Raw genomic sequence first — 25,811 nt, forward strand, 5'->3', positions numbered from 1 at the left:
CTACTTCTTCAGTGCCAGGCCGACGGCGATGAAGGTCCAGCCCTGGAAGATCAGATCGATCGCCAGGAACAGACCGAGCACCCACAGGCTGTTGACCGGCCAGCCCATGGCGATGATCAGGCCCGCAAGCGCGGTGATGACACCGGCAGCGACGATCCAGCCCCAGCCGCGTTCCGGCCGATGGCTGTAGCCGACCCAGGCCCTGAGCACCCCTGACGCGACCAGCGCAATCGCCAGCAGGAATGTCAGCACCGCCGAGGCAAGCAACGGATTGCCGAAAGCGAAGAAGCCGGCAACGGCGTACAGCAGTCCGCTGAGCAGCCAGTAGAAGAAGCGGCTCCAGGTCTTGACGCCGAACGCGTGCACGATCTCGATGATGCCCGCCATCAGCATCAGCCATCCCACGACGTAGACGGAAGCCACCGTGGCGACGAACAGGTTGGCGAAGGCAATGCCGCCGAAGATGAGCAGCAGCACACCGAGCGCGACAAACCATCCCCATTTTGTCCGTGTCTGTTCGATCGCGATTTTCAGGGCGTCGCCATGCAGGGTCATTGTCGCGGTCTCCATCGAGGGCTGCGGAATACTGCGGATGGAAGGTAATCCGGGCGCGGGCCAACGTCCAGTCGATGACCGGCAGCGGCATCGCGGCAAAGCGCGAGCGTATGTCTCGGGTTTAAATCAAATTTTACCAAACGGCCGTCAAAGCTGTCATTGGTAATCGTGTGTGTCGTGTTAGTGGAGTGGCCATGAGTCCGGTCGGAAGAATCTCTCTGGTGTTGGCCGCTGCGGTGCTGGGCGGGGCGGGCGCCGCCAATGCGGGCGAGGGCAGCTGGCTGTCCGGCGACTGGTATCTGACCGTTGGCGCCACCGGCCTGGTCGCGCCCAATTTCGAGGGCGGCAGGAAATACATGCTGAGCGCCCAACCCATCATCTCATTGGGCAAGGCCGGACCGGCGGCACGCTTTGTCTCGCGCAACGACAACATCTCGTTGGCGCTGGTCGACGATGGCGGTGTCCGCGCCGGCCTGACCGGCAAGTTCCTGTTTTCCCGCGACGACGACAACGCCGATGAACTGAAGGGCCTCGATCCGGTGCGCTGGGGCGGCGAAGTCGGCGGCTTCTTCGAATTCTATCCGACGGACTGGCTGCGCGCCCGCGCCGAGCTGCGCCACGGCATTCGCGCCCACAACGGCTTTGTCGCCGACATCGCCGCCGATGCCTTTTACGACGTGACGCCGACCGTCAGGATTTCGGGAGGACCGCGTGTTTCCTTCGCCTCTGGCAACTATTTCGACGCCTATTATGGCGTCAACGCGCAGGAAGCGGTGGCCTCCGGCCTGAGCGAATACCATCCCGGTGGCGGGCTGAAATCGACCGGCCTTGGCGGCGCCATAACCTGGAAGGTGACCGAGCCGATGACCGCCAGCCTGTTTGGCGAATATTCGCGCCTGATGGGACCGGCGGCCGATTCCAGCCTGGTCAAGGAGCGTGGCGACCGCAACCAGTTCACGGTCGGCGTGTCGACCACCTACCGCTTCGATTTCACGATGTAGGTGAATCGAACGAGAGACGCTTTATTCCTGCCGTGGCTTCGGCTAAAAGCCCAGCCATGACCAGCTTTTCGCGCCTTTTCGCGATCGCGATACGAATTACAGGCCCGGTGTTCCGGGTGGCCTGAGCGCCGCCGGAGCCGCCGGGAGTTTCTGCGCGCCCCTCGCGCTTTTTTCATAACATGATAGTTCACGCCCGAGCTTGTACGCCCGCCGGGCAATGCACATGGCAGACCAATGACCGACACAACTGAAACGATCGACTATTCCAAGACGCTTTATTTGCCGCAGACGGACTTCCCGATGCGCGCCGGCTTGCCGGAGAAGGAGCCGCTGCTGGTCAAGCGCTGGCAGGACATGGATCTCTACCGCAAGCTGCGCGAGAGCGCTGCCGGCCGCACGAAATACGTGCTGCATGACGGCCCGCCCTACGCCAATGGCAACATCCATATCGGCCATGCGCTGAACAAGATCCTCAAGGACGTCATCACCCGCTCGTTCCAGATGCGCGGTTACGACTCGAACTATGTGCCCGGCTGGGACTGTCACGGCCTGCCGATCGAATGGAAGATCGAGGAGCAGTACCGCGCCAAGGGCAAGAACAAGGACGAGGTGCCGGTCAACGAATTCCGCAAGGAATGCCGCGAATTCGCCGCGGGTTGGATCACGGTGCAGGGGGCCGAATTCCAGCGCCTCGGCGTCATCGGCGACTTCAAGAACCCCTATACGACGATGGCTTTCCATGCCGAGTCGCGCATCGCCGGCGAGCTGTTGAAGTTCGCCATGTCGGGCCAGCTCTATCGCGGCTCCAAGCCGGTGATGTGGAGCGTGGTCGAGCGCACGGCGCTGGCCGAGGCTGAGATCGAATACCACGACTATGAGAGCGACACGATCTGGGTGAAGTTTCCGGTCGCCAGCCTTGTCCGCCCCATTGACGATGGCCAGACCAAGCTGACGGAGGGCGCCCTCGATCTGCTGCAGGCCCACGTCGTCATCTGGACGACGACGCCGTGGACGATCCCAGGCAACCGCGCCGTCAACTATTCGCCGCGTATAAATTATGGCCTCTACGAGGTCACGGCAGCCGAGAACGCGTTCGGCCCGCAGCCGGGCGAAAAGCTGATCTTTGCCGACGCACTGGCCGAAGACTCCTCGGCCAAGGCCAAGGTCACCTTGAATCGTCTCCGCAGCGTTTCGGCGCAAGAGCTTGGAAGCCTTACGCTTTCACATCCGCTCAAGGGCTTGGGCGGCGGCTACGAATTTGCCGTTCCGATGCTCGCCGGTGACCATGTCACCGACGATGCCGGCACCGGCTTCGTCCACACCGCGCCCGGACACGGCCGCGAGGACTTTGACGCCTGGATGGACGCGGCGGTGGATCTGCGCGCACGCGGCATCGATCCCGCCATCCCGTTCACCGTTGACGATGGCGGCTTCTTCACCAAGGACGCGCCGGGTTTCGGACCGGACCGCGAGGGTGGACCGGCGCGCGTCATCGACGACAACGGCAAGAAGGGCAACGCCAACCAGGCCGTCATCGACGAGCTGATCAAGCGCAACGCGCTGTTCGCGCGTGGCCGGCTGAAGCACAGCTATCCGCATTCGTGGCGGTCCAAAAAACCGATCATCTTCCGCAACACGCCGCAATGGTTCGTTTATATGGACAAGGACCTCGGCGACGGCTCGACGCTGCGCAGCCGGGCGCTCAAGGCCATCGACGACACCCGTTTCGTGCCCGCCGCCGGCCAGAACCGCATCCGCGCCATGATCGAGGAGCGCCCGGACTGGGTGCTGTCGCGCCAGCGCGCCTGGGGCGTGCCGATCGCCGTCTTCGCCGATGTCGACGGCAATGTGCTGAAGGACGAAGCGGTCAACCAGCGCATCATGGACGCCTTCGAGAAGGAGGGCGCCGACGCCTGGTTCGCCGCTGGCGCCAAGGAGCGTTTCCTTGGCAATCACGATGCCTCCAAATGGAAGCAGGTGATGGACATCCTCGACGTCTGGTTCGATTCGGGCTCGACGCATGCCTTCACGCTGGAGGATCGCCCTGACCTGAAATGGCCGGCCGACGTCTATCTCGAAGGCTCCGACCAGCATCGCGGCTGGTTCCATTCCTCGCTGCTGGAAAGCTGCGGCACCAGGGGCAGGGCGCCTTACGATACTGTCGTCACCCATGGTTTCACCATGGACGAGGATGGCCGCAAGATGTCGAAGTCGCTCGGCAACACCGTGGTGCCGCAGGACGTCATCAAGCAGTCGGGCGCCGATATCCTGCGTCTGTGGGTGGTGACGACCGACTACTGGGAGGACCAGCGGCTCGGCAAGAACGTGCTGCAGACCAACATCGATGCCTACCGCAAGCTGCGCAACACCATCCGCTGGATGCTCGGCACGCTCGCCCATGACGATGGCGAAGAGGTGCCGCTGGAGAAGATGCCGGAACTGGAGCGGTTGATGCTGCACCGGCTGGCCGAGCTCGATGAGGTCGTGCGCTCGGGTTACGACGCCTTCGAATTCAAGCGCATCACCCGCATGCTGCTCGATTTTATGGTGGTCGAGCTGTCCGCGTTCTATTTCGACATCCGCAAGGACGCGCTCTACTGCGACGCGCCCTCGAGCCTGAAGCGCAAGGCTTCTGTGCAGGTGGTGCGCCATCTCTTCGATTGCCTGGTGAAATGGCTGGCGCCGATGCTGCCCTTCACCATGGAGGAGGCCTGGCTCGATCGTCATCCCGACGCGGTCTCGGTGCATCTCGACCAGTTCCCGCAAATCCCGGCGGACTGGCAGAACGAGGCGTTGGCGGAAAAGTGGCGCCAGGTGCGGCAGGTGCGGCGCGTCGTCACCGGCGCGCTGGAGATCGCGCGGGCCCAGAAGGTGATCGGATCGTCGCTGGAAGCGGTGCCGGTCGTCACCATCAACGATGCAGCGCTCGAAGCGGCGATTTCAGATGTCGACATGGCCGAGATGGCGATCACCAGCGATCTGGTCATCGCTCATGGCGAGGCACCGGCTGGTGCCTTCGCGATCGACGACGTCAGGGGTGTCGCCGTGGTGGTCGAGAAGGCCGAGGATCGCGGCCTGTTAAAATGCGCACGCTCATGGCGCTACACCGCCGATATCGGCCAGGATCCGGAATTCCCGGATGTTTCGGCCAGGGATGCGGCGGTGCTGCATGAATTGAAGGCGCTTGGCCGGCTTTGACAGGCCGGCCAGCTTGATCGGTGCACAAATGCCACGCCGGGCGGGTGAAAACCGCCCGCGCGTTGCCCTTAACGAGTGGTTGAGGTAAACACGCGAAACTCCGGAAGACAAATTGTCGCCGGATTTCCGTCGCAAGTGCTTGGACGATGGGGACCGGCCAGAAGGCTGGTGGCAATCGAGAGGCTGTCTAGAGTGGGACTTTTTGGCATGACCGAGAGATATAATGCGCGCCTGGCGCTGCTGGCGCCGCTTGTCGCGTCGGGCCTCGCTTTGTCCGGCTGCATGGGCTCTCCGACCTACGGCACCGACAAGACCGCCGGCGAACAGCTGGCCGGCGATATTTCAGGCGCCTTTTCATTTGCGCCGAAGCGCAAGGAACAGATCGACTACAAGCCGCGTCCGACGCTTGTAAAGCCGGCGCCCGGCCAGAAGGAAGCGCTGCCGGCCCCGCAGGACAGCATCGAGACGGCGAGCGCCGAATGGCCCGAATCGCCCGAGCAGCGCCGCGCCCGCTTGCGCGCCGATGCCACCGCCCATCAGAACGACCCGGCCTATCAGTCGGAGATCGTCGACGACGTGCAAACCGATCCGGCCTCGGTGAAAAGGGCGATGGCGGAGTCAGGCTCGAGCCACCCGCCGGCATGGACACCGGCCGATTCCGACAAGGGCCGTGCCGCCGAGATCCAGCGTCGCCTCGCCGACAGCAAGCAGGGCGATCCGAACACCCGCAAATATCTGAGCGAGCCTCCAGTGCAGTATCGTGTCGCGGCCGGCACCGCGCCGCAGAACGAGCTTGGCGAGGACGAGTACAAGAAGGAACGCCGTCTCAAGAAAGAGGCGGAAGGCAAGAAGGGCAGCGGCTGGTTCGATTGGCTGTAAGAACACCGAATTGTGTCGCCGGGCGTAGCGCCCGCTTCAGCCGCGCCGCTCCCGAAAAAATCCTTTAAGCAGCAGGCCTGCTTCGGTCTCGCCCATGCCCGGATAGATGTCGGGCGCGTGGTGGCAGGTCGGCGAGGCGAAAAAACGCACGCCGTTGACCACCGCACCGCCCTTGTTGTCGGCGGCGCCGAAATAGAGCCGGCGCAGCCGGGCGAAGGAAATGGCGCCGGCGCACATGGCGCAAGGCTCCAGCGTCACATACAGATCATGCCCGGTCAGCCGCTCGGCCGACAGTTTGCGGCAGGCTTCGCGGATGACCAGCATCTCGGCATGCGCGGTCGGGTCGGCAAGTTCCCGTGTGCGGTTGCCGGCGCTGGCGACAACACCAGCGCCATTGGCGATGACGGCGCCGACCGGCACTTCGCCTCGCAAGGCGGCAGCTTCGGCCTCCTTCAGCGCCAGCGCCATGAAATCGGGCCGCTTCACGCGATTTCCACTCCGATTATCTCCTCGCCACCTGACGGTGATCCTGTTATGGAGCGCATGACCTCGAAAATCGGGACTCGGTTTTCGAAAATGATCATGCGCCACATCAAAAGTGCTACAGCGTTCGTTGCGCGCCCGAAAGGATGCGCCACGCTGTAGCAGCGCAAACGGATAAAGGCCACATGGACGACAACGACAAGAAATTCCGACCCAGGAAGGGTCCGGCCAAGAGTGGGCCGAAAGCCGCGGGACCGCGCAGCCGCGATGGCGCCGCGGGCAAGGGCGGCAAACCGTCCTTTGGCGCCAAGAAACCTTACGCACCGCGTGGCGACCGGCCGATGGCTGCCGATGGCGAGCGGCCGAAGCGCGATTTCAAGGGCGGCGACAAGCCTTTCAGCAAAGGCCCGCGTCCCGAAGGCAAGCCTTTTGAGAAACGCGAGGGGCCGCGCAAGCCCTATGCACCGCGCGGCGATCGCCCAATGGCCGCCGAAGGCGAGCGCAAGCCCTATGAAAAGCGCGAAGGACCGCGCAAGCCCTACGCACCGCGCGGCGATCGCCCAATGGCCGCCGAAGGCGAGCGCAAGCCTTATGAAAAGCGCGAAGGACCGCGCAAGCCCTACGCACCGCGCGGCGACCGCCCGGTGGCCGCTGAAGGCGAGCGCAAGCCCTACGAGAAGCGCGAAGGGCCACGCAAACCCTATGCACCGCGGGGCGACCGGCCGGCTGCGGCGGCAGCGGGCGGCGAAAAGCGCTTCGACCGTCCCAAGCGCGATTTCAGTGACCGCGCCCCGCGTGACGCCGTCGATCGCCCAAAGCGTGACTTCGCCGACCGCCCCAAGCGTGACTTCGGCGATCGCCCGAAGCGGGATTTCAACGATCGGCCGCAAGGCGCGTCAGGCGGCGGCTTCAAGCCACGCCCGCGTCCCGCCGAGGCTGCGGAAGAGGCAGGCGAGCGCATCGCCAAGCGGCTGGCCCGCGCCGGCCTCGCCTCGCGCCGCGATGCCGAGGAGCTGATTGCCGCCGGCCGCGTCAAGGTCAATGGCCGCGCCCTCACTTCACCGGCCTTCAACGTGATGCCTGATGACATCATCCATCTCGACGGTATGGAAATCCCGCCGATCGAGCGCACAAGGCTGTTCCTGTTCCACAAGCCGGCCGGCGTCGTCACCACCAACCGCGATCCCGAGGGCCGCAAGACCGTCTTCGACGTGCTGCCGGCTGAATTGCCGCGGCTGATGACCATCGGCCGGCTCGACATCAACACCGAAGGCCTGCTGCTGCTCACCAATGATGGCGGCCTGTCGCGCGTGCTCGAACTGCCGGCCACCGGCTGGCTGCGCCGCTACCGCGTGCGCGTCCACGGCAAGGTCGAGGAAAGCGCGCTTGCCGGCCTGCGTGAAGGCATTGCCGTCGACGGCGTCTTTTACGGCGCCATCGAAGCGACGCTCGATCGCGAGCAAGGCACCAATGCCTGGCTGACGATCGGCCTGCGCGAGGGCAAGAACCGCGAAGTCAGGAACATCCTGGGTTCGCTCGGCCTCGACGTGACGCGGCTGATCCGTATCTCCTATGGGCCGTTCCAACTCGATGACCTCGCCGAGGGCCATGTGCTGGAGATCAAGGGCAGGGTGTTGCGCGACCAGCTTGGTGAGCGCCTGGTCGAGGAATCCGGCGCCAATTTCGACGCCGATGTCACCAAGCCGTTTTCCAACAAGCCGGTGCGGCGCACCGAAGTTCGCGAGCCGGAGCCGGAACGGCCGAAATTCACCCGCGATGGCGAGCGCCGCCCGATCGGCGAGGGCGGGTTGATCAAGAACCGCAAGCGCCGCGAAGGCAGCCGCGATGAGGCTCTGGGCAAACTGTCGACAAGCCCCGACAGAAACGCTGAGAAGAGTTTTGGCGAACGCGCCCCGCGTCCCGAACGCAGCTTTGGCGACAAGCCGCGCGGCAATTTCGGCGACAAACCGCGCGGTGGCTTCGGCGACAAGCCGCGTGGTGCTTTTGGTGGCAAGCCGGGCGGTGGCAAAAAGTCCGAGCGCGAGCAGCGGCCGATCGAGCCGCCCGGCCAGCGCAAGGCCAATGTCTGGATGGCGCCAGGCGCGCGACCGATCGGCAAGGGCAGGGCCGAAGCTGACGCCGCCAAGGCGGCTGACGCCAAGGCGCGCAAGGCCTCGTTCAAACCGACCTATGGCAAACCGGCCGGTGCAAAGCCATTCGGCAAGCCGCGCGGCGAACGTCCGGGCGGGGCTGGCGGCGGTGAGCGTCCGCGCAACGGTCCCCGAGGCCCCAAAGCGAGATGAGAATCGTCGGTGGTGAGTTTCGCGGGCGTCCGTTGGCGACGCCGCGCTCGAGCGCCATCCGTCCGACGACCGATCGTACCCGCGAGGCGGTCTTCAACGTGCTGGCGCATCGCTTTGCCGAGCAATTGGACGGGGCACGCGTGCTCGACCTGTTCGCCGGCACCGGCGCGCTGGGACTCGAAGCGCTGTCGCGCGGTGCCTCCTACGGTGTCTTCATCGAGGAATCGGCGGAAGGCCGTGGCCTGATCCGCGACAATGTCGAGGCCTTCGGGCTCACCGGCCGCACCAAGATCTTCCGCCGCGATGCCACCGGCCTCGGCGAGGCCGGCACGCTGGCGCCGTTCGGCCTTGTCTTCGCCGACCCGCCCTATGGCAAGGGCCTTGGCGAGCGCGCCTTGCAGTCGGCCAAAGCCGGCGGCTGGCTTCGCCCCGGCGCGCTGTGCGTGGTCGAAGAGGCCGCGGTGGCGTCCTTCGAGCCAGGCCCCGGCTTTTCGGTGCTGGACGAACGCAACTATGGCGAGACCGTCATCCGCTTCATCGAGGCGTCCTGATACGCCTCGTATCCTTGGCCGGCATCCATGGGCCGGCCTCTTTGCCGCCGCCTTTGCCGGCAACATGATCAACAAATCACTTTGCTTGTCGCCAGCACCTTGCCTATCGTCTGTCGACAGAACCGGAGCCGTTGATGACATCCAGGATTGAATGGCTGCGGGGAACGCTGTTGGCGACCTCCTTGGCTTTTGTCGTGACCAGCCCAGTGCTGGCCGAGAGCCCCGTCTTGCCCAACACGGTTCCGGCCGAGTTCAAGGTCACGGATTTCCTGCTCGACAACGGCATGGAGGTGGTCGTCATTCCCGACCACCGTGCGCCGATCGTCACCCACATGGTCTGGTACAAGATCGGCAGCGCCGACGAGCCGCCCGGCAAATCCGGCATCGCGCATTTCTTCGAACATCTGATGTTCAAGGCAACGACCAACCATGCGGCCGGCGAGTTCGACCGCGCCGTCTCCGATATCGGCGGCTCCAACAACGCCTTCACCTCCTATGACTACACCGCTTTCCACGAGACGGTGGCGCCGTCGGCGCTCGAGCTGATGATGAGCTTCGAGGCTGACCGCATGCGCAACCTCATCCTCACCGACGATGTCATCAAGACCGAGCGCGACGTCATCCTCGAGGAGCGCCGCTCGCGTATCGACAACAGCCCCGAGGCTGTGCTGGACGAGGAGGTCGATGCGACGCTGTGGCAGAACCAGCCCTATCGCATTCCGGTCATCGGCTGGATGCAGGAGATGCAGCAGCTGAACCGCGTCGACGCCACCGCCTTCTACGACAAATACTACCGGCCCAATAACGCCGTGCTGATCGTCGCCGGCGATGTCGAACCGGACACGGTGCGGGCGCTGGCCGAAAAGACCTATGGCAAGGTGGCGCGCGGCCCCGATCTGCCGCCCCGCATCCGCCCGGTCGAGCCGGAGCAGAACACCAAGCGCACGGTCACGCTCTCCGATGCCCGCGTGAGCGTGCCGAGCTTTTCCACGCAATGGGTGGTGCCGTCCTATCATTCGGGAAAGCCGGGCGAGGCGGAAGCGCTCGACCTCTTGGCGGAGATCCTCGGCGGCGGCAATCGCAGCCGGCTCTACCAGGCGCTTGTCGTCCAGCAAGGTATCGCATCCAGCGCCGGCGCCTTTTTCCAGGGCACCATGCTCGACGACACCAACTTCACCGTCTACGGCGCGCCGCGCGGCGATGCCAGGATTTCCGACGTCGAAGCGGCAGTCGATGCGGAGGTGGTGCGCATCGTCAAGGATGGCGTGACGCCATCGGAACTGGAAAAGGCCAAGGACCGCTATGTCAGGTCGATGATCTTTGCCCGCGACAAGCAGGATTCCATGGCCAACATCTACGGTTCGACGCTGGCCACCGGCGGCAATGTGCAGGACGTCCAGCAATGGACGGACCGCATCCGCAAGGTCACCGCAGACGAGGTCAAGGCGGTCGCCGCGCGCTATCTGGTGCTCGCCCGGTCGACGACCGGCTATCTCTTGCCGCAGCAACAGGCGGGGAATTGATGATGACGAACCAGCACCGCCGCTCTCTCCCTTCTCCCCTTGTGGGAGAAGGTGGCCGAGCGAAGCGAGGTCGGATGAGGGGTGTTCCAGCTTGGCGCCGACGGCGCTCCGTCACCCACCCCTCAACCGTCTCGGCGCTGCGCGCCGATCCACCTTCTCCCACAAGGGGAGAAGGAAGGGCGCTCGCCGCACTCACCACCCTTTTCCTCTCCATCCTCTTCCTCATCCTGCCGGCGCTCACCGCGCGGGCCATGGAGATCCAGTCCGTCACCTCGCCAAAGGGCATCACCGCCTGGTTGGTCGAGGATTATTCCGTGCCGGTCGTCGCCATCCGCTTCGTCTTTGGCGGCGGCTCGACGCAGGATCCTGTCGGCAAGGAAGGGCTGGCCAATCTAATGACCGGCCTGTTCGACGAAGGCGCCGGCCCGCTCGATAGTGAAGACTTCCAGATCAAGCTCGACGATGCCGGCGCCGAGATGAGCTTCGACGAGAGCCGCGACGGCATCTACGGCTCGATGCGCATGCTGGCCGAGCAGCGCGACCAGGCCTTCGACCTGCTGCGGCTGGCGGTCAACGAGCCGCGCTTCGACCAGTTGCCGATCGACCGCATCCGTTCCCAGATCCTGTCCGGCATCATCGCCGGCGAAAACGACCCGGACACGGTGGCGCAGAACAAATGGGCGCGCGCCCTCTATGGCGACCATCCCTATTCCCGCTCCGATCAGGGCACCAAGGAAAGCATCGCCGCCATCACGTCCGATGATCTGAAAGCCCTGCACAAAGCGGTGTTCGCGCGCGGCGGCCTGCATGTCGCCGTAGTCGGCGCCATCGACGCGGAGACGCTGAAGAAGAAGCTCGACATGGTGTTCGGCGACCTGCCGCAGAACCAGGCGCTGAGGCCTGTGGCCGATATCGACCCGAAGCTGGCGCAGCATATCGAGGTCGACTACGACCTGCCGCAGACCTCCCTGCAGCTCGCCTTTCCCGGCGTGAAGCGCAAGGCGGCGGATTTCTTCCCCGCCGTGCTGATGAACGAGATCCTCGGCGGCGGCACCTTCACCTCGCGCCTGTTCCAGGAAGTGCGCGAAAAGCGCGGACTGGCCTACAGCGTCAACTCCTCGCTGATCAACCAGGACCACGCCAGCGCGTTGATCGTCAGCACCGGCACCCGCTCCGACCGCGCGGCCGAGACGCTGGGCATCGTCCGCGATGTGGTCAAGCAATTGGCCGAGCAAGGCCCGACCGAAGCGGAACTGGCGGCGACCAAGAAATACATGATCGGCGCCTACGCCATCAACAATCTGGACTCGTCCAGCGCCATCGCCTCGACATTGGTCGAGTTGCAGCTCGACGATCTCGGCATCGACTACATGCAGCGCCGCGCCGGCTACATCAACGCGGTGACGCTCGAACAGGTCAAGGCCGCGGCGAAAAAGCTGCTGACCACCGAGCCGACCATCATGGTCATCGGCCCGAAACTGGCCGGAGCCGGCAAGGGATGAGCCCCACCTTCGGCATCGCCTTCGGCGGCGGCGGCGCGCGCGGGCTGGCGCATATCCATGTCATCGAGGCGCTGGACGAGCTCGGCATCAAGCCGGTGGCCATAGCCGGCTCGTCGATCGGCGCCATCATGGGTGCCGGCATGGCATCGGGTATGGCCGGCAAGGACATCCACGACTACGCCCGCTCGATCCTCGGCCGCCGCGCCGAGGTGGCCAGCCGCATGTGGCGGGCGCGGCCGGGCACGATAGCCGAAGCCATGCAGAACGGCATCCGCGTCAGCCAGTTCAATGTCGAGCGCATCCTGAAAGCCTTTCTGCCCGAGGCCATCCCCGAAACCTTTGCCGAGCTGAAAATCCCGCTGAAGGTGACGGCGACCGACTATTTCGGTCACAAGCTGGCCGTCTTCGAAGACGGCGACCTGCACTCCGCGCTGGCGGCGTCAGCGGCCATTCCCGCCGTGTTCCGTCCGGTGATGCGAGACGGCAGGCTGCTGATCGACGGCGGCATCTACAACCCCGTGCCGTTCGACCTGATCGAGAACGACGCCGACATCATCATCGGCGTCGACGTCGTCGGCGCACCGGAAGAGGCCGACCGCAAACAGCCGACCTCCGTCGACCTGATGTTCGGCGCCACGCAATTGATGATGCAGTCGATCATCGCCAACAAGCTGAAGCAATGCCGCCCCGACATCCTGGTCCGCCCGGCAGTGTCGAGATACCGCGTCCTCGATTTCCTGAAGATCGACGCGCTGATGAACGAGACGGTGGATATCAAGGACGAACTGAAGCGGCAGGTGGAGAAGGCGGTGGAGGCGAGGAATAGCGCCGCCATCAAGGGGAGACGGGGCAAGCAGGTCGGGTGAGGATGCATCTTCCCCATTCGATCTGAAAGGCTCCAACCGATTTACGACTTCGCCGCCACCGGCGCATACTCCAGCGCCACAACGCCGTTGCTGAATGGCATCGCAGAAATCAATTCCAGCGCCACCGGTTCGCCGCCTGGGAACAGCGGCTTGCCCTGGCCGACGGTGCCGGGATAACTGAGCAGCCTGACGCGGTCGACCAGGCCATGGCGCAGCAATTCCTGCGCGACGCTGAGGCTGCCATGCACATAGATGTTGCCGCCGCTGCCTTGCTTCAGCGTCCTGACCGCTTCCGGCAGCGGTCCCTTCAGCAATTCGGCAGGCTTCCAGTCGAGCGCCTTCAGGCTGTTCGACGCGACATATTTCGGCAGCGCGTTGAACCGTTCGGCAAAATCTCCGGTTTCCGTCGGCCAGGAGCCGGCAAAGATCTCATAGGTCGTGCGCCCCAAAAGCATGGCGCCGCTATCGGCAAGCTCGTCCTCCTTGAACCTGTTCATCTCGTCGTTCCAGGTCACGCTTGGCAGCTTCTCGACCTCGGCAATACCATCAACGCTAATGAATTCGGTGACGATAAGTTTTCGCATGGCGTTCTCCTTCTTCGCTCAAAGGACGGACCGCGCAGGGTGTTTGCGACATGCTTCGTGAAAAATATCGCTGTGCGGGCGGAGGCGCCGCGTTCAAGGGGAGACAGCGGAAGAGGACAAGGGTGAGCCCTGGTGAAACGCAGGGCTGGCCGGTAAACCCGTAACCCCACCGCTCGTCTTCAGTCCTTCGCCCGCTCCACATAAGCCCCATCAGCCGTCATCACCACCACGCGGGTGCCCGGCGCGATGTGGGGGGGCACCAGGGTGCGTACGCCGTTGGACAGCACGGCCGGCTTGTAGGACGACGAGGCCGTCTGTCCCTTGGTCGTCGGCTCGGTTTCCACCACTTCGAAGGTGGCGCGCTGCGGCAGCACCAGGGAAATGGCAATGCCGTTGAACTGCGACACCTGCACGGCCATGCCTTCCAGCAGGTAAGGTGCCATGTCGCCGACCACGGCTTCCGACACCGCCACCTGGTCGTAGGTTTCCGGGTTCATGAAGTGAAAGCCTTCGCCGTCGCGGTAGAGGAAGGTGTGCTCGCGCTCTTCGACATAGGCGCGCTCGACCTGCTCGGTGGTGCGGTAGCGTTCCGAAACCTTCACCCCGTCGCCGATGCGGCGCATGTCGAGCTGCGTTACCGGCGTGCCCTTGCCTGGGTGGATGTTTTCGGCAAAGAGGATCACATAAAGCTTGCCGTCCTTGTCGACGACATTGCCTTTGCGGAGCGAACTGGCGATGACTTTCACCACGGTTTTAAATCCTGCAAGAAGAGTTGACTGGCGTTTGCCGGCTAGTGCGGCGCTGGATGGGGGCCTACCGCATCTTGGCCGCCGCCGCCAGCCCCCTTCCACCATGTTCCGAGCCGCATGACCGAAGCTTCGCCCTGGTGGACGCCTGACGTTCACGCCGACCGCCGCCCGCGGCTGATGCTGCGCAATGGCATCGCCGCCGGCCTGCGCGACTGGTTCGCCGCCCATGATTTCGTCGAGGTGCAAACGGCGGCGCTGCAGGTCTCGCCCGGCAATGAGGCGCATCTGGCGGCTTTCGCCACGGAAGCGGTCGGGCCGGACGGTGCAAGGGCGCCACTCTATCTCCACACCTCGCCGGAATTCGCCTGCAAGAAGTTGATCGCCGCCGGTGAAACCAGGATTTTCAGCTTCGGTCCGGTCTATCGCAACCGCGAGCGCGGCCCCTTGCATCATCCCGAATTCACCATGCTCGAATGGTACAGGGTGGGCGAGGCCTATGAGAGCCTGATGCTGGATTGTGCGGCCTTTCTGGCGCTGGCCGCGACAAGGACAGGGGCGACTCTTTTCTCTTTCCGGGGCCGCGACTGCGATCCGTTTGCCGAGCCGGAACGACTGACGGTGGCGGACGCTTTCGCCCACCATGCCGGCATCGACCTGCTGGCCACGGTCGCCGCCGACGGCAGCACCGACCGCGACGCGCTGCACGCCGCCTTGACCCATGCCGGCCTGCGCACCGCGCCCGACGACAGCTGGGCCGATCTGTTCAGCCGGGTGATGGTGGAAAAGGTCGAGCCATTCCTCGGGCAGGGGCGCGCGACCATCCTGTGCGAATATCCCGTCGCCGAGGCGGCACTGGCGCGGCCGAGCCAGCGCGACCCGCGCCTCGCCGAGCGTTTCGAGCTCTATTGCTGCGGCGTCGAACTCGCCAACGGCTTTGGCGAACTGACCGACGCCGACGAGCAGCGCCGGCGCTTTGTTATCGAGATGGACGAGAAGCAGCGCGTCTATGGCGAGCGCTATCCGCTGGACGAGGATTTTCTCTCAGCCCTTGCCATCATGCCGCCGGCCAGCGGCATCGCACTCGGCTTCGACCGGCTGGCGATGCTGGCGACCGGCGCGCAAAAAATCGAGGACGTGATCTGGACGCCTGTCGCCTGAGGGCGGAAAGATCTGGCCTATTCGATTCCAGGGATCAAGACTGGACCGTGACCCCGAACCAAGAGACCACATGATCGGTACTGGATTTCAAGGTCAATCGGGAAGATCTACAGTGGCTGCTTCTGAAACGGTCGAAATCGCCATTGTCGGCGCCGGAGTTGTCGGGCTGGCGACGGCACTTCGCCTTGTCGCGGACGGCCGCGAAGTCCTGCTCATCGATCCGAACGAGCCGGGCTCAGGCGCGTCGTTCGGCAATGCCGGAACGATCGCCGAATATGCCTGCATGCCGGTCGGCACTCCTGCGGTGCTGCGGGCATTGCCAAAGCTGCTGCTTGATCCCGACAGCCCGTTTTCGCTGCGCTGGCCGGCGCTGCTGCAGCTGGCGCCATGGCTCGTTCGGTTCATGCGGCAATCGCTGCCGGCGGCCACCCGGGCCAATGCACTGGCGCTCGCCGGACTGCTGGCCGACGCCCTTCCAGCCTGGGAAGACATGGTCGGGGAGGCCGGGCTGGAGGACCAGATGCGCCGCAATGGCTGTCTTTACCTCTATCGCCGCTTGAGCGATTTTGCCGCTGGCGCCGGCGGCCGGGCAATGCGCGCTGCGTTTGGCATCCACCAAGAGGTCCTGACTCCCGAAGAGGTGGCGGCGCTTGAGCCGGGCCTGCCGGCGACAGCAGCGCATGGCGTGTATTTTCCCGACTCGATCAATGTCACCGATCCGGCAATGGTGATGCGGCGGTTGCTGGGCGCGGTGAGTGCCCGTGGTGCATCGGTGAAGCAGGCAGAGATCACCGGGCTGCAGGTCGAGGCTGACGGTGTGCAGCTCAGCGGACCCGGCGTTCGCATCAAGGCTGGCACGGTGGTGATCGCCGCCGGTGCACGGTCGCGCGCACTGGCCGCGCAGGCCAGCGACAGGATTCCGCTCGAGACCGAGCGCGGCTATCATCTGGAATTCCAGACCGACGCGCCGCTGCTCAACCGACCTGTCTGTCCCGTCGATCTTGGTTTCTACCTGACGCCGATGGCTGGCCGCTTGCGGGTCGCCGGCACCGTCGAACTCGGCGGCCTGGTCGCGCCGCCAAATCCGCGCCGGCTGGCGCTGCTTGACCGTGGCGCCAGGCAAATTTTTCCCAGGCTCGGCTCGCCTGCCTCGCAATGGCTCGGCTTCCGGCCGTCCCTGCCGGATTCCAGGCCGGTCATCGGCGCTTCGCGCGGCAGCTCCCGCGTAATTCATGCTTTCGGGCACGGCCATCTCGGCCTGACGCTGGCTCCGATCACCGCGCGGCTGGTCGCCAACTTGATCGGCGGACGCGGCGATCCGGCTCGGCTCGCACCTTTCGCGGCGGGCCGTTTCGGCCGTTGATCGATGGATGCCCTCGATCTGAGCTAGTGCGCGAAAACCTGCTCCAGCGAGCGAAAGCCCTTGAATTCCAAGGCATTGCCCGAGGGGTCGCGGATGAACAGCGTTGCCTGTTCGCCGGGCTCGCCCTTGAAGCGGACCATCGGCCGTTCCAGCCAGTCGATGTCGTCGCGCGCCTCCAGCCGTGTCGCCAGGCGCTGCCAGTCGTCCATCAAGAGCACCGCGCCGAAATGCGGGATCGGCACGACAATGCCGTCGACCCTGCCGTCACTGGGTGCCTGTGCGGCCTGCGGCCGCAGATGCGCCGACATCTGGTGACCGTAGAGGTCGAAGTCGACCCAGGTCGCTGACGAGCGGCCGATCGCGCAGCCCAGCACCTCGCCATAGAAAACGCGGGTTTCATCGAGATCACGGACCGGGAAGGCGAGATGGAAAGGCGTCATCGAAATGCTCCGTGCAGGCTGCGAACCGATTTTGCGTCACAGGGTTCGCGGTTTGAACCGTCCGCCCTGCATTTTGATTGAAGCCTATGCCATTGCACAAGCCGGACCGGAACAATAGATGGGTGGGCAACGGCCGCACACCGGCCGCACCAGCAGGATTTCAGGCATGACCGACATATCAGACGCAGCAAAATTGACCGACCGCGTCGCGGCCCTGGTCGAGGCTGCCAAAAAGGCCGGCGCCGATGCCGCCGACGCGGTGGCCGTGCGCGGCCGCTCGACCGGTGTGTCGGTGCGTCTCGGCAAGGTCGAGGCTACCGAAGCTTCCGAAAGCGAGGATGTGGCGCTGCGCGTTTTCGTCGGCGGCCGCGTGGCGAGTGTCTCGGCGACAGCGGCGTCCGACCCGAAAACGCTGGCCGAGCGCGCCGTGGCGATGGCGAAAGTGTCGCCGCAGGATCCCTATCAAGGGCTGGCCGATCCGGCATTGCTCGCCAAACAGACGCGCGATCTCGACCTGTTCGACGCCACCGAAGTGTCGGCAGACCAGTTGAAGGAAGCCGCATTGGCGGCGGAAGCGGCAGCGCTTGCCGTCAAGGGCGTGACCAATTCGGCCGGCGCCAGCGCCGGTGCCGGGCTGGGCGGCCTGGTGCTGGCCACCTCGCACGGCTTCCTCGGCCACTATGTCGGCTCGCGTTTTTCGCGCTCGGCCAGCGTTATCGCCGGCGAGGGCACCGGCATGGAGCGCGACTATGAATTCTCCTCGCGCCAGCATTTTGCAGATCTCGATGCGCCCGAGGACATCGGCCGCAAGGCCGGCGAGCGCGCCGTGCGCCGCATCGGCGCGCGCAAGGCGGCGACCGGGCCGGTCGACGTGGTGTTCGACCCACGCGTCGCGCGCGGCATCGCCGGCCATCTCGCCGGCGCCATCAACGGCGCCTCGGTCGCGCGCAAGACCTCGTTCCTGCGCGACATGATGGGCAAGCAGGTGGCCGCCTCCGCCATCACCGTCACCGACGAGCCGCTCCGGCGACGTGGCCAGGCCTCGCGTCCGTTCGACGGCGAAGGCGTCGAGGGCGAAAAGCTGTTGATGGTCGAGAAGGGCGTGCTCAACCACTGGTTCCTGTCGACCTCGGCTGCAAGGGAGCTGGGCCTCGTCACCAACGGCCGCGGCGCACGCAGCGGCTCCTCCGTTACGCCATCCTCCACCAATCTCGCCATCGAACCCGGCGAGCGGTCGCCGGAAGAGCTGATCAAATCGCTCAAGACCGGCTTCTACGTCACCGAGGTGTTCGGCCAGGGCGTCGACATGGTCACCGGCGAATACAGCCGCGGCGCTTCCGGTTTCTGGATCGAGAATGGCGAACTGGCCTATCCCGTCGCCGAGGTCACCATCGCCTCGAACCTGAAGACGATGTTCCTCAACATGGTGCCGGCCGATGACCTCGACCGCAATTTCGGCACCGCGGCGCCGACGCTCCTGATCGAAGGCATGACCCTTGCCGGAGCATGACCTGACCACTGCCGGAGCCACCGAAGACTTGCCGCTGCTGCGCGATGCCGCCCGCGAGGCGGGGGTGATCGCCATGCGCTACTTCGGCAACAGCCCGCAAGTCTGGATGAAGGGCGGCACATCACCGGTCAGCGAGGCCGACCACGCGGCCGACGCCTATCTGCGCGAAACATTGCTGGCGGCGCGGCCGGATTATGGCTGGCTGTCGGAAGAGACAGTTGACGATCCGGTCCGGCTTTCGGCACGCCGCACCTTCGTCGTCGACCCGATCGACGGCACGCGCGGTTTCCTGGAAGGCCAGCGCACCTGGTGCGTCAGCGTCGCCGTCGTCGAACATGGCCGCACGCTGGCCGGCGTGCTGGAATGCCCGGCGATGGAGGAGACCTATTGGGCGCTGCCCGGCCAGGGTGCTTTCCGCAACGGCAAGCGCATTGCGGTTCGCAAGCTGGCGGAAACGGCCGAGATTTCCGGGCTGAAGCAGTTGACCGACCTGATGCCTGCCGAATGGCAGGCGCGGCTGAAGCGGGCGCCTTACAGCCCTTCGCTCGCCTATCGGCTGGCCATGATCGCCAATGGCGCGCTGGACGCCACTTTCGTCAAGCCGAACGCGCATGACTGGGACATTGCAGCGGCCGACCTCATCCTGCGCGAGGCCGGCGGCCAGCTGCTCGACCAGCATGGCCGCGCTCCACTTTATGCCGGCGAGGTGACTCGTCACGGCGCCCTTGCTGCCGGCAGCGGTGAATTGCTGGCCGTGCTCGCCGGCGTCATCGCCGGTCTGGACACGTGAAAGCGTTTTCCCCGGCGAGATGAATTCATCTCGCCCTAAAGGTTCCAAAGTCGGCGGCTTTGGTCTAGACCTGTGACAAACTCACGATATGTGAAGGACCGACATGGCCGCGGAAGACGGAAAGAAACAGCTTTTGCATCTGGTGTTCGGTGGCGAACTGAAGAAGCTTGGCGGCACCGAATTCCGCGATCTCGACGGGCTCGACATCGTCGGCATCTATCCCGACTATCAATCCGCGCACACGGCGTGGAAAGCCAAGGCGCAAGCCAGCGTGGACAACGCTCACATGCGTTACTTCGTCGTTCATCTGCACCGGCTGCTGGACCCCGACAACAAGGCTGCCGGTTGACTTCGATGGAGCATGACCTGGCGAAAGGGCCAGCAAGCGATGCCGCGCCCACGGGCAGGGGACGCAGCCGCACGACCAAGGCCTTCTGGCGCAAGATTCGCCAACCGCTTGCGCAGTCGCGATTCGTCAAGAACGCCATCGCCAGCCTGTTCGCCCAGTTCGTCCGCTTCGTGCGCCTCACCAATCGCGTCGTCGAGGGATCGGCACGGTTTTCGGGCGGTGCCTATACCGAGTTCGAGCCTGGCATCATCGCCTTGTGGCACGGCCAGCATCTGCTGACGCCTGCCTATTATCCCAAGCGCAAGCCGCTGGTCGCCATGGTTTCGCGCAGCGCCGATGCCGAGCTCAACGCCTTGATGCTGGAAAAATTCGGCATTGAGGCGGTGCGCGGCTCGGGCGGGCGGGAAAATGCCAGGCACCTCGACAAGGGTGGGGCAAAAGCGCTTATCGCCCTGAAAAAGTCGCTCGCCGTCGGCAAGAACGTCGCCATGATCGCAGATATTCCGCACGGCACGCCGCGAGACGCAGGACTTGGCATCGTTCTCCTGGCTCGCCTCTCGGGCCGGCCGCTTGTGCCCGTCGCCATCACCACCAGCCGCCGCAAGGTGCTGGAGAAGAGCTGGGACAAGACCACCATCAACCTGCCGTTCGGCCGTTCGTCGATCGTCATCGGCCAGCCGATCTTCGTGGCGGCCGGCGCCGATGACGCCGAAATGGAGCGCAAGCGCCAGGAAGTGACGACAGCGCTCAATGCCGCGACCGCCGAGGCTTACCGTCTCGTGGATGCTCCGCGATGAGCGGCCGCTGGGCACGGGCCATGCTGTCGGCTTACCGATTCGCGGGTGCGGCAGCCTATCCGCTGGTCGGGCCCTACGTTGCCTGGCGCACCTCGCGCGGCAAGGAAGACCGCTACCGCCGCCGCGAGCGCTATGGCGTCGCCGGCCGCGCGCGCCCCGACGGGCCGGTGATCTGGATCCATGCCGCGAGCGTCGGTGAGACCATAGCCGTCGTGCCGCTGGTCGAAAGCATTCTCGACTATGGCGTCAACATCGTGCTGACGACCGGCACGGTGACCTCTGCGCAGGTCGCCGACGAGCGGCTCGGTGACCGGATCATCCATCAATATGTACCGCTCGATCTCAAGCCGGCGGTCAGCCGGTTCCTCGATCACTGGCAGCCGGATCTGGCAATCATCGCCGAATCCGAGATCTGGCCGATGACCATCCTCGAGCTTGGCGCGCGCCGTGTGCCGCAGGTGCTGGTCAATGGCAGGCTGTCCGACCGCTCGTTCAAATCGTGGAAGAAACGGGCCAACATCGCCGAGGCGCTGTTCGAGAACCTGGCTCATGTCGTGGCGCAGTCGGATGTCGATGGCGAGCGGTTTCTCGCGCTCGGCGCGCGGCCGGTGACGGTGTCGGGCAACCTCAAGGTGGACACGTCGCCGCCGCCGGTCGACGAACGGGCGCTGGCGACACTGCGGCGGCAGATAGGCACGCGCCCGACCTGGGCGGCGATCTCGACCCATGACGGCGAGGAAGTGGTCGCGGCTGAAGTCCACGCGACGCTGCACAAGCGCCACCATGGTCTTCTGACGATCGTCGTTCCGCGTCATCCCGATCGAGCCGAGGCGCTTGCGGCGCAGATTTCCGGCATGGGCCTGAAAGTCGCGCGGCGCAGCAAGGGCGACAGGATCACGGCCGACACCGACATATTGCTTGGCGACACGATCGGCGAGATGGGGCTCTATCTCCGGCTGACGGAAATAGCCTTCGTCGGCCGCTCGCTGACCTCCGAGGGTGGCCAGAACCCGCTGGAGCCGGCCATGCTCGACACGGCGGTTCTCGCCGGGCGCAATGTGCAGAATTTTCGCGAGGCCTACCAGCGTCTCCTCGACAGCGGCGGCGCCAAGCTGGTGCGCGATCGCGACATGCTGGCCGGCGCCGTCAATTTCCTCCTGACCAACGAAGTGGCGCGCCACGAGATGATGGCGGCAGGCATTGCGACCGTCGACGAGATGCGCGGTGCGCTGGCGCGTACGCTGAAATCGCTTGAGCCCTACATCCAGCCGCTGGTCGTCAAGTCGCGCCTGAAGGGCGCGAACGGGCGCTAGCGTGGCCTCGGAAGCACCACCATTCTGGTGGGAAGAGCCGGACTGGCGGGTCCTGGCACTGTTGCCGCTGTCGGCCATCTATGCGGCTGCCGCCGGCCGCGGCATGCGGCGGGCCAAGCGTGAGAAGATCGAAGCGCCTGTTCTGTGCATCGGCAATTTCACGGTTGGCGGCACCGGCAAGACACCGGTGGCCATCGCGCTCGCCAAGCAGGCCAAGCGCATGCATCTGAAACCAGGCTTCCTGTCGCGCGGCCATGGCGGCTCCTTCGCCGAGCCGCACGTGGTCGATATCGACCACGACAGCGCCCGGCATGTCGGCGACGAACCGCTGCTGCTCGCCGAACACGCGCCGGTGGCGGTGACGCCGAACCGCGCCGCCGGCGCCCGGCTGCTGCTGGAACGGAATGGCTGCGATTTCCTGATCATGGACGATGGCTTCCAGAGCGCCCGCATCCACATCGACTATGCGCTGGTCGTGGTCGATGCGCGCTACGGGATCGGCAACGGCCGCGTCATTCCGGGGGGGCCGCTCAGGGCCAAAATCGTCGACCAGCTGGTTTTCACCAGCGGGTTGTTGAAAATGGGCGAGGGCACTGCCGCCGACAGCGTGGTCCGCCAGGCGGCACGCGCCGGCCGGGCGATCTTCGAGGCCCATACAGAGCCACGCGGCAAGGCAGGGCTTGCCGGCAAGCGGTTCCTCGCCTTCGCCGGTATAGGCCATCCCGAGAAATTCTTCGACACGGTGCGCGAGGCCGGCGGCGAACTGGCATTGACGCGGCCGTTTCCGGACCATCATTTCTATGCGGAGGACGAACTTGCCGAGTTGGCGGCGACCGCACGCACTGAGGGGCTGGTGCTCATCACCACCGCCAAGGACGCCGCCCGGCTGCGCCACGGCGCCTCACAGGACTTTCTCGACCGGCTCGAGGTGCTGGAGATCGACACGGTCTTCGAACTCGATCACGTTCCCGAGCGCATCATCGACGAGACGCTCGATGCCTGGCGCCAGCGCAAGCTGAAGGGTTAACTGCGCTTACGCAGCTCCGGATGCATCTCGATTTCACGGCGCAGCGAGGCGGTGGCGCTGATATAGGGCTCTTGCCTTGCGACGCTCCAGTACTTCAACTCGTCGAGCGGAATGCTTTCGCCTGTCACCGCGCAGCGCACGAACGCGCCGGGACTGGTAACCTGGAAGTCGCCATCCAGATAGCGGATGCGGGCTTCCTTGCCGCCGGGGCCTTCGAAACGGTTCATCATGCGGGGACGCCAGGGTTCATGAGGATTTCATCGCCATAAATTCCCGGCGAGGTCAAGCATGAGACAAGCCTGAGACAATGCTGAACGCTTATTGTGAAGCGGAAAAATGTTGTTGGTGGGCCGCAATGGACGTTTCCTCCACTCGTCTTCCCGCCCTGCTTAGGGAAGTGATGACGCCGCAAGCCGTGCCCTTGGGGCAGGCTGATCCCGTGATGACGGCACTGGTCAAGGCGCTGGTCCAACCGCCGGCGCCGTCTCTGCTCGCGCAGCAGACAGCGCCGGCGCTGTTGATTTTGCCGGCGGCGCCGATGGCCGTCAAATCGCAGCAGATCGCATCCGCTGGCATCGTCGAGGCCTATCTTGCCCAGCTTGAGACGGGCGAAGAGGCGGCGTTGGCAACAGTCGTGGCGAGAAAGGCAAAACCCGAAGCCGAAACGCTGCGAGCCTTCTTGCCGCCTTCGACAACCGCCAATGACAATGCCTCCGCCAGGGTTGCGGGGCTGTCATTGCTTTCGCTTATCCCGCCGCAGGCTCCAATCCCGCGCAACGCTGCCGCCCTGGGTACGCCGGCGGGCAGGTACAGGCCGGCCAATCAATCCCATGGTGCGGTGCCGAACCCTGAGCAGTTGCTGGTGAAAATTGGCTTTGTTTCGATAATGGCCGGTTTGCTGGGAGCGGTGATCCTTGGGTTCGTTTTGTTGTTGCTTCGCTGAGCTTCGAATCGGCCGGTTTTACATATAGGTCCGGAAGGCCTATCGCTCGACTTCGATAAACGCCTCGATCTTTTCCTGGGCCAGCCCGGCCTCTGCTGCGATGCGGCGGGCGAGGTCGGCGGCGGCGGCACGCGGCCGCCCCATCGGCCGGTCGAGCCAGTAGGATACCGGGTTGAGGGCTGTGCGCTCATCGACGGGAGTGATGCGGCCCGATTGTAATTGATGTCCGGTCAGCGGCGGGCGGGCCAGCGCGATGCCGAGCCCATAGGCGGCGGCGTCGAGCACCAGATTGTAGTCTTCGAAGCGGCGGTCCTGCGGGCGCGGGCGGTAATCCATGCCTTGCGCGGCAAACCAGGCGCGCCAGGCCGACGCGTCGGAATCGTTGATCAGCGGATATTTGAGCAGCCGGGCAGGGTCGCCGCGGCCGATCTCGCGGGCAAGCTCGGGTGACGCGACAGGGAAGACATGTTCCTCGAAAAGCTGCACCGAGATGCGGCCCGGAATGCCGCCGCGTCCACAACGGATCGAGAGGTCGATGCCTTCATCGGCAAGGTCGGCCTGGCGGATGTCGACATCGAGCACGATGCGCAGCTTCGAGGGATTGTTTTCCAGCGCTGCCATGCGCGGCATCAGCCACAGTCCGCTGACCGAGGGGATCGAGGTCAGCCGCACCACCGCCGTGCCACGGGGCTCGACCCAGCGGTCGGAATGGGTCGATATCAGCGCAAAGGCTTCCGCCGTGCGCAGATGCAGCCTGTTGCCTTCGATCGTCAGCGAGACGCCGCGCGCACCACGGTCGAAGACTTTCAATCCCAGCCAGTCCTCGAGCTTGGCGATCTGCCGGCTGACGGCGCCATGGGTGATATTGAGCTTTTCGGCGGCCGCTGAAAAGCTGCCTGTCCGCGCCGCCGCATCGAAGGCGCGCAGCGTTTCGAGCGGCACCATTGTGTCCGAGCTGTGATCCATAGTCACAGGTGATCCTCGATTTCGTCGTTTGTCAACCGGGGTGAAAAGGCGTTTTCTGCCTTTCAGGACCGAAGAAATACGAGGGCGGTGAGATGAGCGAGATAACGGGCACGTTGAATTCGACACAGCGAATGGACACCACGGCAGCCATCGCGGTGGCGCTGACGGTGGTTGGTTGGGCCTCCGCCTTTCCCGCTATCCGAGCCGGTCTCGCCGCCTTCGGCCCACTGGAACTGGGTGCGTTGCGATTTGCCATCGCCGCTGTGCCGGCGGCGATCTTCCTGGCCGTCAAGCGCCCGGCGCTGCCAAGGCTCGACGAAGCGTGGCGCCTGGTCTTTGGCGGCGCCATCTTCGTCGCGCTCTACACCGTCATGCTCAATTTCGGCGAACTGACCGTCTCGGCCGGTGCCGCCGGCTTCATCATCAATGTCAGCCCGATCTTCACCGCCATCATGGCGATGGCATTGCTGGGCGAGCGCTTCTCAGGCGTGGCCTGGATCGGTACGGTGATTTCCTTCGCCGGTATAGGCATCATCGCCATGGCCGACGGGCATGGCCTGTCGTTCAACACCGGTGCTCTGTTGGTGCTTGGTTCGGCCTTGTGCTCGGCCGTCAACACCATCGTCCAGAAGCCGCTGTTTGCCCGCCATCATCCATTGACCATTTCGGCTTCGAACATGGTGCTCGGCGCACTATGCCTGGCGCCCTTCCTGCCGTCGGCCTTTTCGCAGGCGGCGGTCGCCGACACAGCAGGCCTCGGCGCCGTCATCTTTCTCGGCATCGTGCCCAGCCTCATCGCCTATGCCGCCTGGGCGACCGCGCTGTCGCGTCTGCCGGCGGCACGTGCCTCCAACTTCCTCTATCTGGTCTCGCCGATGTCCGCGCTGATCGGCTTCTTCTGGCTGGGCGAAGTTCCCACGCTGCTCGGCATAATCGGCGGCGCGCTGGCGCTGGGCGGTGT

Annotated in this window: 25 protein-coding genes; 18 read left to right on the forward strand and 7 right to left on the reverse strand. The window is 64.9% G+C overall.

All coding sequences use genetic code 11. The annotated features are described in order from the left end of the window. Positions 1-555: an HdeD family acid-resistance protein gene (locus EN990_RS17275; RefSeq protein ID WP_013532362.1), complete on the reverse strand. Its 555-nt coding sequence runs from the start codon at positions 553-555 to the stop codon at positions 1-3. 194 nt (positions 556-749) lie between these two features. On the opposite strand from EN990_RS17275, the gene EN990_RS17280 reads away from it, so the two are divergent. The 3 genes from EN990_RS17280 (at position 750) to EN990_RS17290 (ending at position 5,633) form a co-directional block, all read left to right on the forward strand. Further along, complete coding sequence (locus tag EN990_RS17280; RefSeq protein WP_024504841.1) at positions 750-1,556, forward strand: MipA/OmpV family protein; 807 nt, start codon at positions 750-752, stop codon at positions 1,554-1,556. Between the two features lie 234 nt (positions 1,557-1,790). Beyond that, positions 1,791-4,754, forward strand: a complete 2,964-nt coding sequence (ileS, locus tag EN990_RS17285; protein WP_127368760.1) for an isoleucine--tRNA ligase — start codon at positions 1,791-1,793, stop codon at positions 4,752-4,754. A gap of 207 nt (positions 4,755-4,961) precedes the next feature. Continuing rightward, complete coding sequence (locus EN990_RS17290) at positions 4,962-5,633, forward strand: hypothetical protein (RefSeq protein ID WP_013532359.1); 672 nt, start codon at positions 4,962-4,964, stop codon at positions 5,631-5,633. A gap of 36 nt (positions 5,634-5,669) precedes the next feature. On the opposite strand, the gene EN990_RS17295 is transcribed toward EN990_RS17290, so the two are convergent. After that, the gene (locus tag EN990_RS17295) at positions 5,670-6,119 is read right to left on the reverse strand and encodes a nucleoside deaminase (protein ID WP_127368759.1); all 450 of its coding nucleotides are present in this window, start codon (positions 6,117-6,119) and stop codon (positions 5,670-5,672) included. Positions 6,120-6,301: 182 nt separating this feature from the next. On the opposite strand from EN990_RS17295, the gene EN990_RS17300 reads away from it, so the two are divergent. The 5 genes from EN990_RS17300 to EN990_RS17320 all read left to right on the forward strand — a co-directional run bounded on the left by EN990_RS17300 (position 6,302) and on the right by EN990_RS17320 (position 12,861). Continuing rightward, positions 6,302-8,419 (forward strand): pseudouridine synthase, encoded by a 2,118-nt coding sequence (locus tag EN990_RS17300; protein WP_127388337.1) that lies wholly within the window; start codon positions 6,302-6,304, stop codon positions 8,417-8,419. Further along, positions 8,416-8,970, forward strand: a complete 555-nt coding sequence (rsmD, locus tag EN990_RS17305; protein ID WP_013532356.1) for a 16S rRNA (guanine(966)-N(2))-methyltransferase RsmD — start codon at positions 8,416-8,418, stop codon at positions 8,968-8,970. Before EN990_RS17300 ends, rsmD begins: the two co-directional genes overlap by 4 nt. Positions 8,971-9,104: 134 nt before the next feature. After that, on the forward strand, positions 9,105-10,493 hold the full coding sequence (locus EN990_RS17310; protein ID WP_024504837.1) for a pitrilysin family protein: 1,389 nt from the start codon (positions 9,105-9,107) through the stop codon (positions 10,491-10,493). A 74-nt stretch (positions 10,494-10,567) separates the two neighbouring features. Next, positions 10,568-11,995 (forward strand): pitrilysin family protein, encoded by a 1,428-nt coding sequence (locus EN990_RS17315; protein WP_127369476.1) that lies wholly within the window; start codon positions 10,568-10,570, stop codon positions 11,993-11,995. Then, positions 11,992-12,861 carry a patatin-like phospholipase family protein gene (locus EN990_RS17320; protein WP_013532353.1) on the forward strand — a complete coding sequence of 290 codons (870 nt, stop codon included), beginning with the start codon at positions 11,992-11,994 and terminating at the stop codon, positions 12,859-12,861. Before EN990_RS17315 ends, EN990_RS17320 begins: the two co-directional genes overlap by 4 nt. Before the next feature lie 41 nt (positions 12,862-12,902). On the opposite strand, the gene EN990_RS17325 is transcribed toward EN990_RS17320, so the two are convergent. Both EN990_RS17325 and efp read right to left on the reverse strand, forming a co-directional pair. Continuing rightward, entirely contained in the window at positions 12,903-13,445 is a 543-nt protein-coding gene (locus tag EN990_RS17325; RefSeq protein ID WP_064994145.1) for a dihydrofolate reductase family protein, read from the reverse strand. 179 nt (positions 13,446-13,624) lie between these two features. Then, positions 13,625-14,194, reverse strand: coding sequence for an elongation factor P (gene efp / locus EN990_RS17330; RefSeq protein ID WP_013532351.1), 570 nt, complete (start codon positions 14,192-14,194; stop codon positions 13,625-13,627). 117 nt (positions 14,195-14,311) lie between these two features. Between efp and epmA the strand changes: the two genes are divergently transcribed. Both epmA and EN990_RS17340 read left to right on the forward strand, forming a co-directional pair. After that, complete coding sequence (gene epmA, locus EN990_RS17335; protein ID WP_127369475.1) at positions 14,312-15,352, forward strand: EF-P lysine aminoacylase EpmA; 1,041 nt, start codon at positions 14,312-14,314, stop codon at positions 15,350-15,352. Positions 15,353-15,464: 112 nt separating this feature from the next. Further along, the gene (locus tag EN990_RS17340) at positions 15,465-16,715 is read left to right on the forward strand and encodes an FAD-dependent oxidoreductase (RefSeq protein ID WP_127388338.1); all 1,251 of its coding nucleotides are present in this window, start codon (positions 15,465-15,467) and stop codon (positions 16,713-16,715) included. Between the two features lie 23 nt (positions 16,716-16,738). Here EN990_RS17340 and EN990_RS17345 read toward each other — a convergent pair whose 3' ends face one another. Next, positions 16,739-17,155: a VOC family protein gene (locus EN990_RS17345; RefSeq protein WP_127266861.1), complete on the reverse strand. Its 417-nt coding sequence runs from the start codon at positions 17,153-17,155 to the stop codon at positions 16,739-16,741. 166 nt (positions 17,156-17,321) lie between these two features. Here EN990_RS17345 and EN990_RS17350 point away from each other — a divergent pair, with 166 nt between their 5' ends. The 6 genes from EN990_RS17350 (at position 17,322) to lpxK (ending at position 22,941) form a co-directional block, all read left to right on the forward strand. Then, entirely contained in the window at positions 17,322-18,665 is a 1,344-nt protein-coding gene (locus tag EN990_RS17350; RefSeq protein ID WP_013532347.1) for a TldD/PmbA family protein, read from the forward strand. After that, positions 18,652-19,455, forward strand: coding sequence for a 3'(2'),5'-bisphosphate nucleotidase CysQ (locus EN990_RS17355; RefSeq protein ID WP_013532346.1), 804 nt, complete (start codon positions 18,652-18,654; stop codon positions 19,453-19,455). The genes EN990_RS17350 and EN990_RS17355 overlap by 14 nt, the downstream gene beginning before the upstream one ends. Positions 19,456-19,558: 103 nt before the next feature. Beyond that, the gene (locus EN990_RS17360) at positions 19,559-19,804 is read left to right on the forward strand and encodes a DUF4170 domain-containing protein (RefSeq protein WP_013532345.1); all 246 of its coding nucleotides are present in this window, start codon (positions 19,559-19,561) and stop codon (positions 19,802-19,804) included. 5 nt (positions 19,805-19,809) lie between these two features. After that, the gene (locus tag EN990_RS17365; protein ID WP_013532344.1) at positions 19,810-20,601 is read left to right on the forward strand and encodes a lysophospholipid acyltransferase family protein; all 792 of its coding nucleotides are present in this window, start codon (positions 19,810-19,812) and stop codon (positions 20,599-20,601) included. After that, positions 20,598-21,914 carry a lipid IV(A) 3-deoxy-D-manno-octulosonic acid transferase gene (gene waaA / locus EN990_RS17370; RefSeq protein WP_013532343.1) on the forward strand — a complete coding sequence of 439 codons (1,317 nt, stop codon included), beginning with the start codon at positions 20,598-20,600 and terminating at the stop codon, positions 21,912-21,914. Before EN990_RS17365 ends, waaA begins: the two co-directional genes overlap by 4 nt. Before the next feature lies 1 nt (position 21,915). Then, positions 21,916-22,941: a tetraacyldisaccharide 4'-kinase gene (gene lpxK, locus EN990_RS17375; protein WP_127370300.1), complete on the forward strand. Its 1,026-nt coding sequence runs from the start codon at positions 21,916-21,918 to the stop codon at positions 22,939-22,941. Here the strand turns inward: lpxK and EN990_RS17380 are convergent. Continuing rightward, complete coding sequence (locus tag EN990_RS17380; RefSeq protein ID WP_013532341.1) at positions 22,938-23,171, reverse strand: DUF2093 domain-containing protein; 234 nt, start codon at positions 23,169-23,171, stop codon at positions 22,938-22,940. The two genes, lpxK and EN990_RS17380, sit on opposite strands and share 4 nt — an antisense overlap. 170 nt (positions 23,172-23,341) lie before the next feature. On the opposite strand from EN990_RS17380, the gene EN990_RS17385 reads away from it, so the two are divergent. Continuing rightward, the gene (locus EN990_RS17385; protein WP_245469190.1) at positions 23,342-23,884 is read left to right on the forward strand and encodes a hypothetical protein; all 543 of its coding nucleotides are present in this window, start codon (positions 23,342-23,344) and stop codon (positions 23,882-23,884) included. A 39-nt stretch (positions 23,885-23,923) separates the two neighbouring features. Here EN990_RS17385 and EN990_RS17390 read toward each other — a convergent pair whose 3' ends face one another. Continuing rightward, positions 23,924-24,850 carry a LysR family transcriptional regulator gene (locus EN990_RS17390; protein WP_127385314.1) on the reverse strand — a complete coding sequence of 309 codons (927 nt, stop codon included), beginning with the start codon at positions 24,848-24,850 and terminating at the stop codon, positions 23,924-23,926. Between the two features lie 92 nt (positions 24,851-24,942). Here EN990_RS17390 and EN990_RS17395 point away from each other — a divergent pair. After that, a partial coding sequence (locus EN990_RS17395) for a DMT family transporter (RefSeq protein WP_164766120.1) occupies positions 24,943-25,811 on the forward strand: 869 nt, incomplete at its 3' end.

Source organism: Mesorhizobium sp. M7A.F.Ca.US.005.03.1.1, assembly GCF_003997975.1.
In the GTDB taxonomy this organism is placed as follows: domain Bacteria; phylum Pseudomonadota; class Alphaproteobacteria; order Rhizobiales; family Rhizobiaceae; genus Mesorhizobium; species Mesorhizobium ciceri.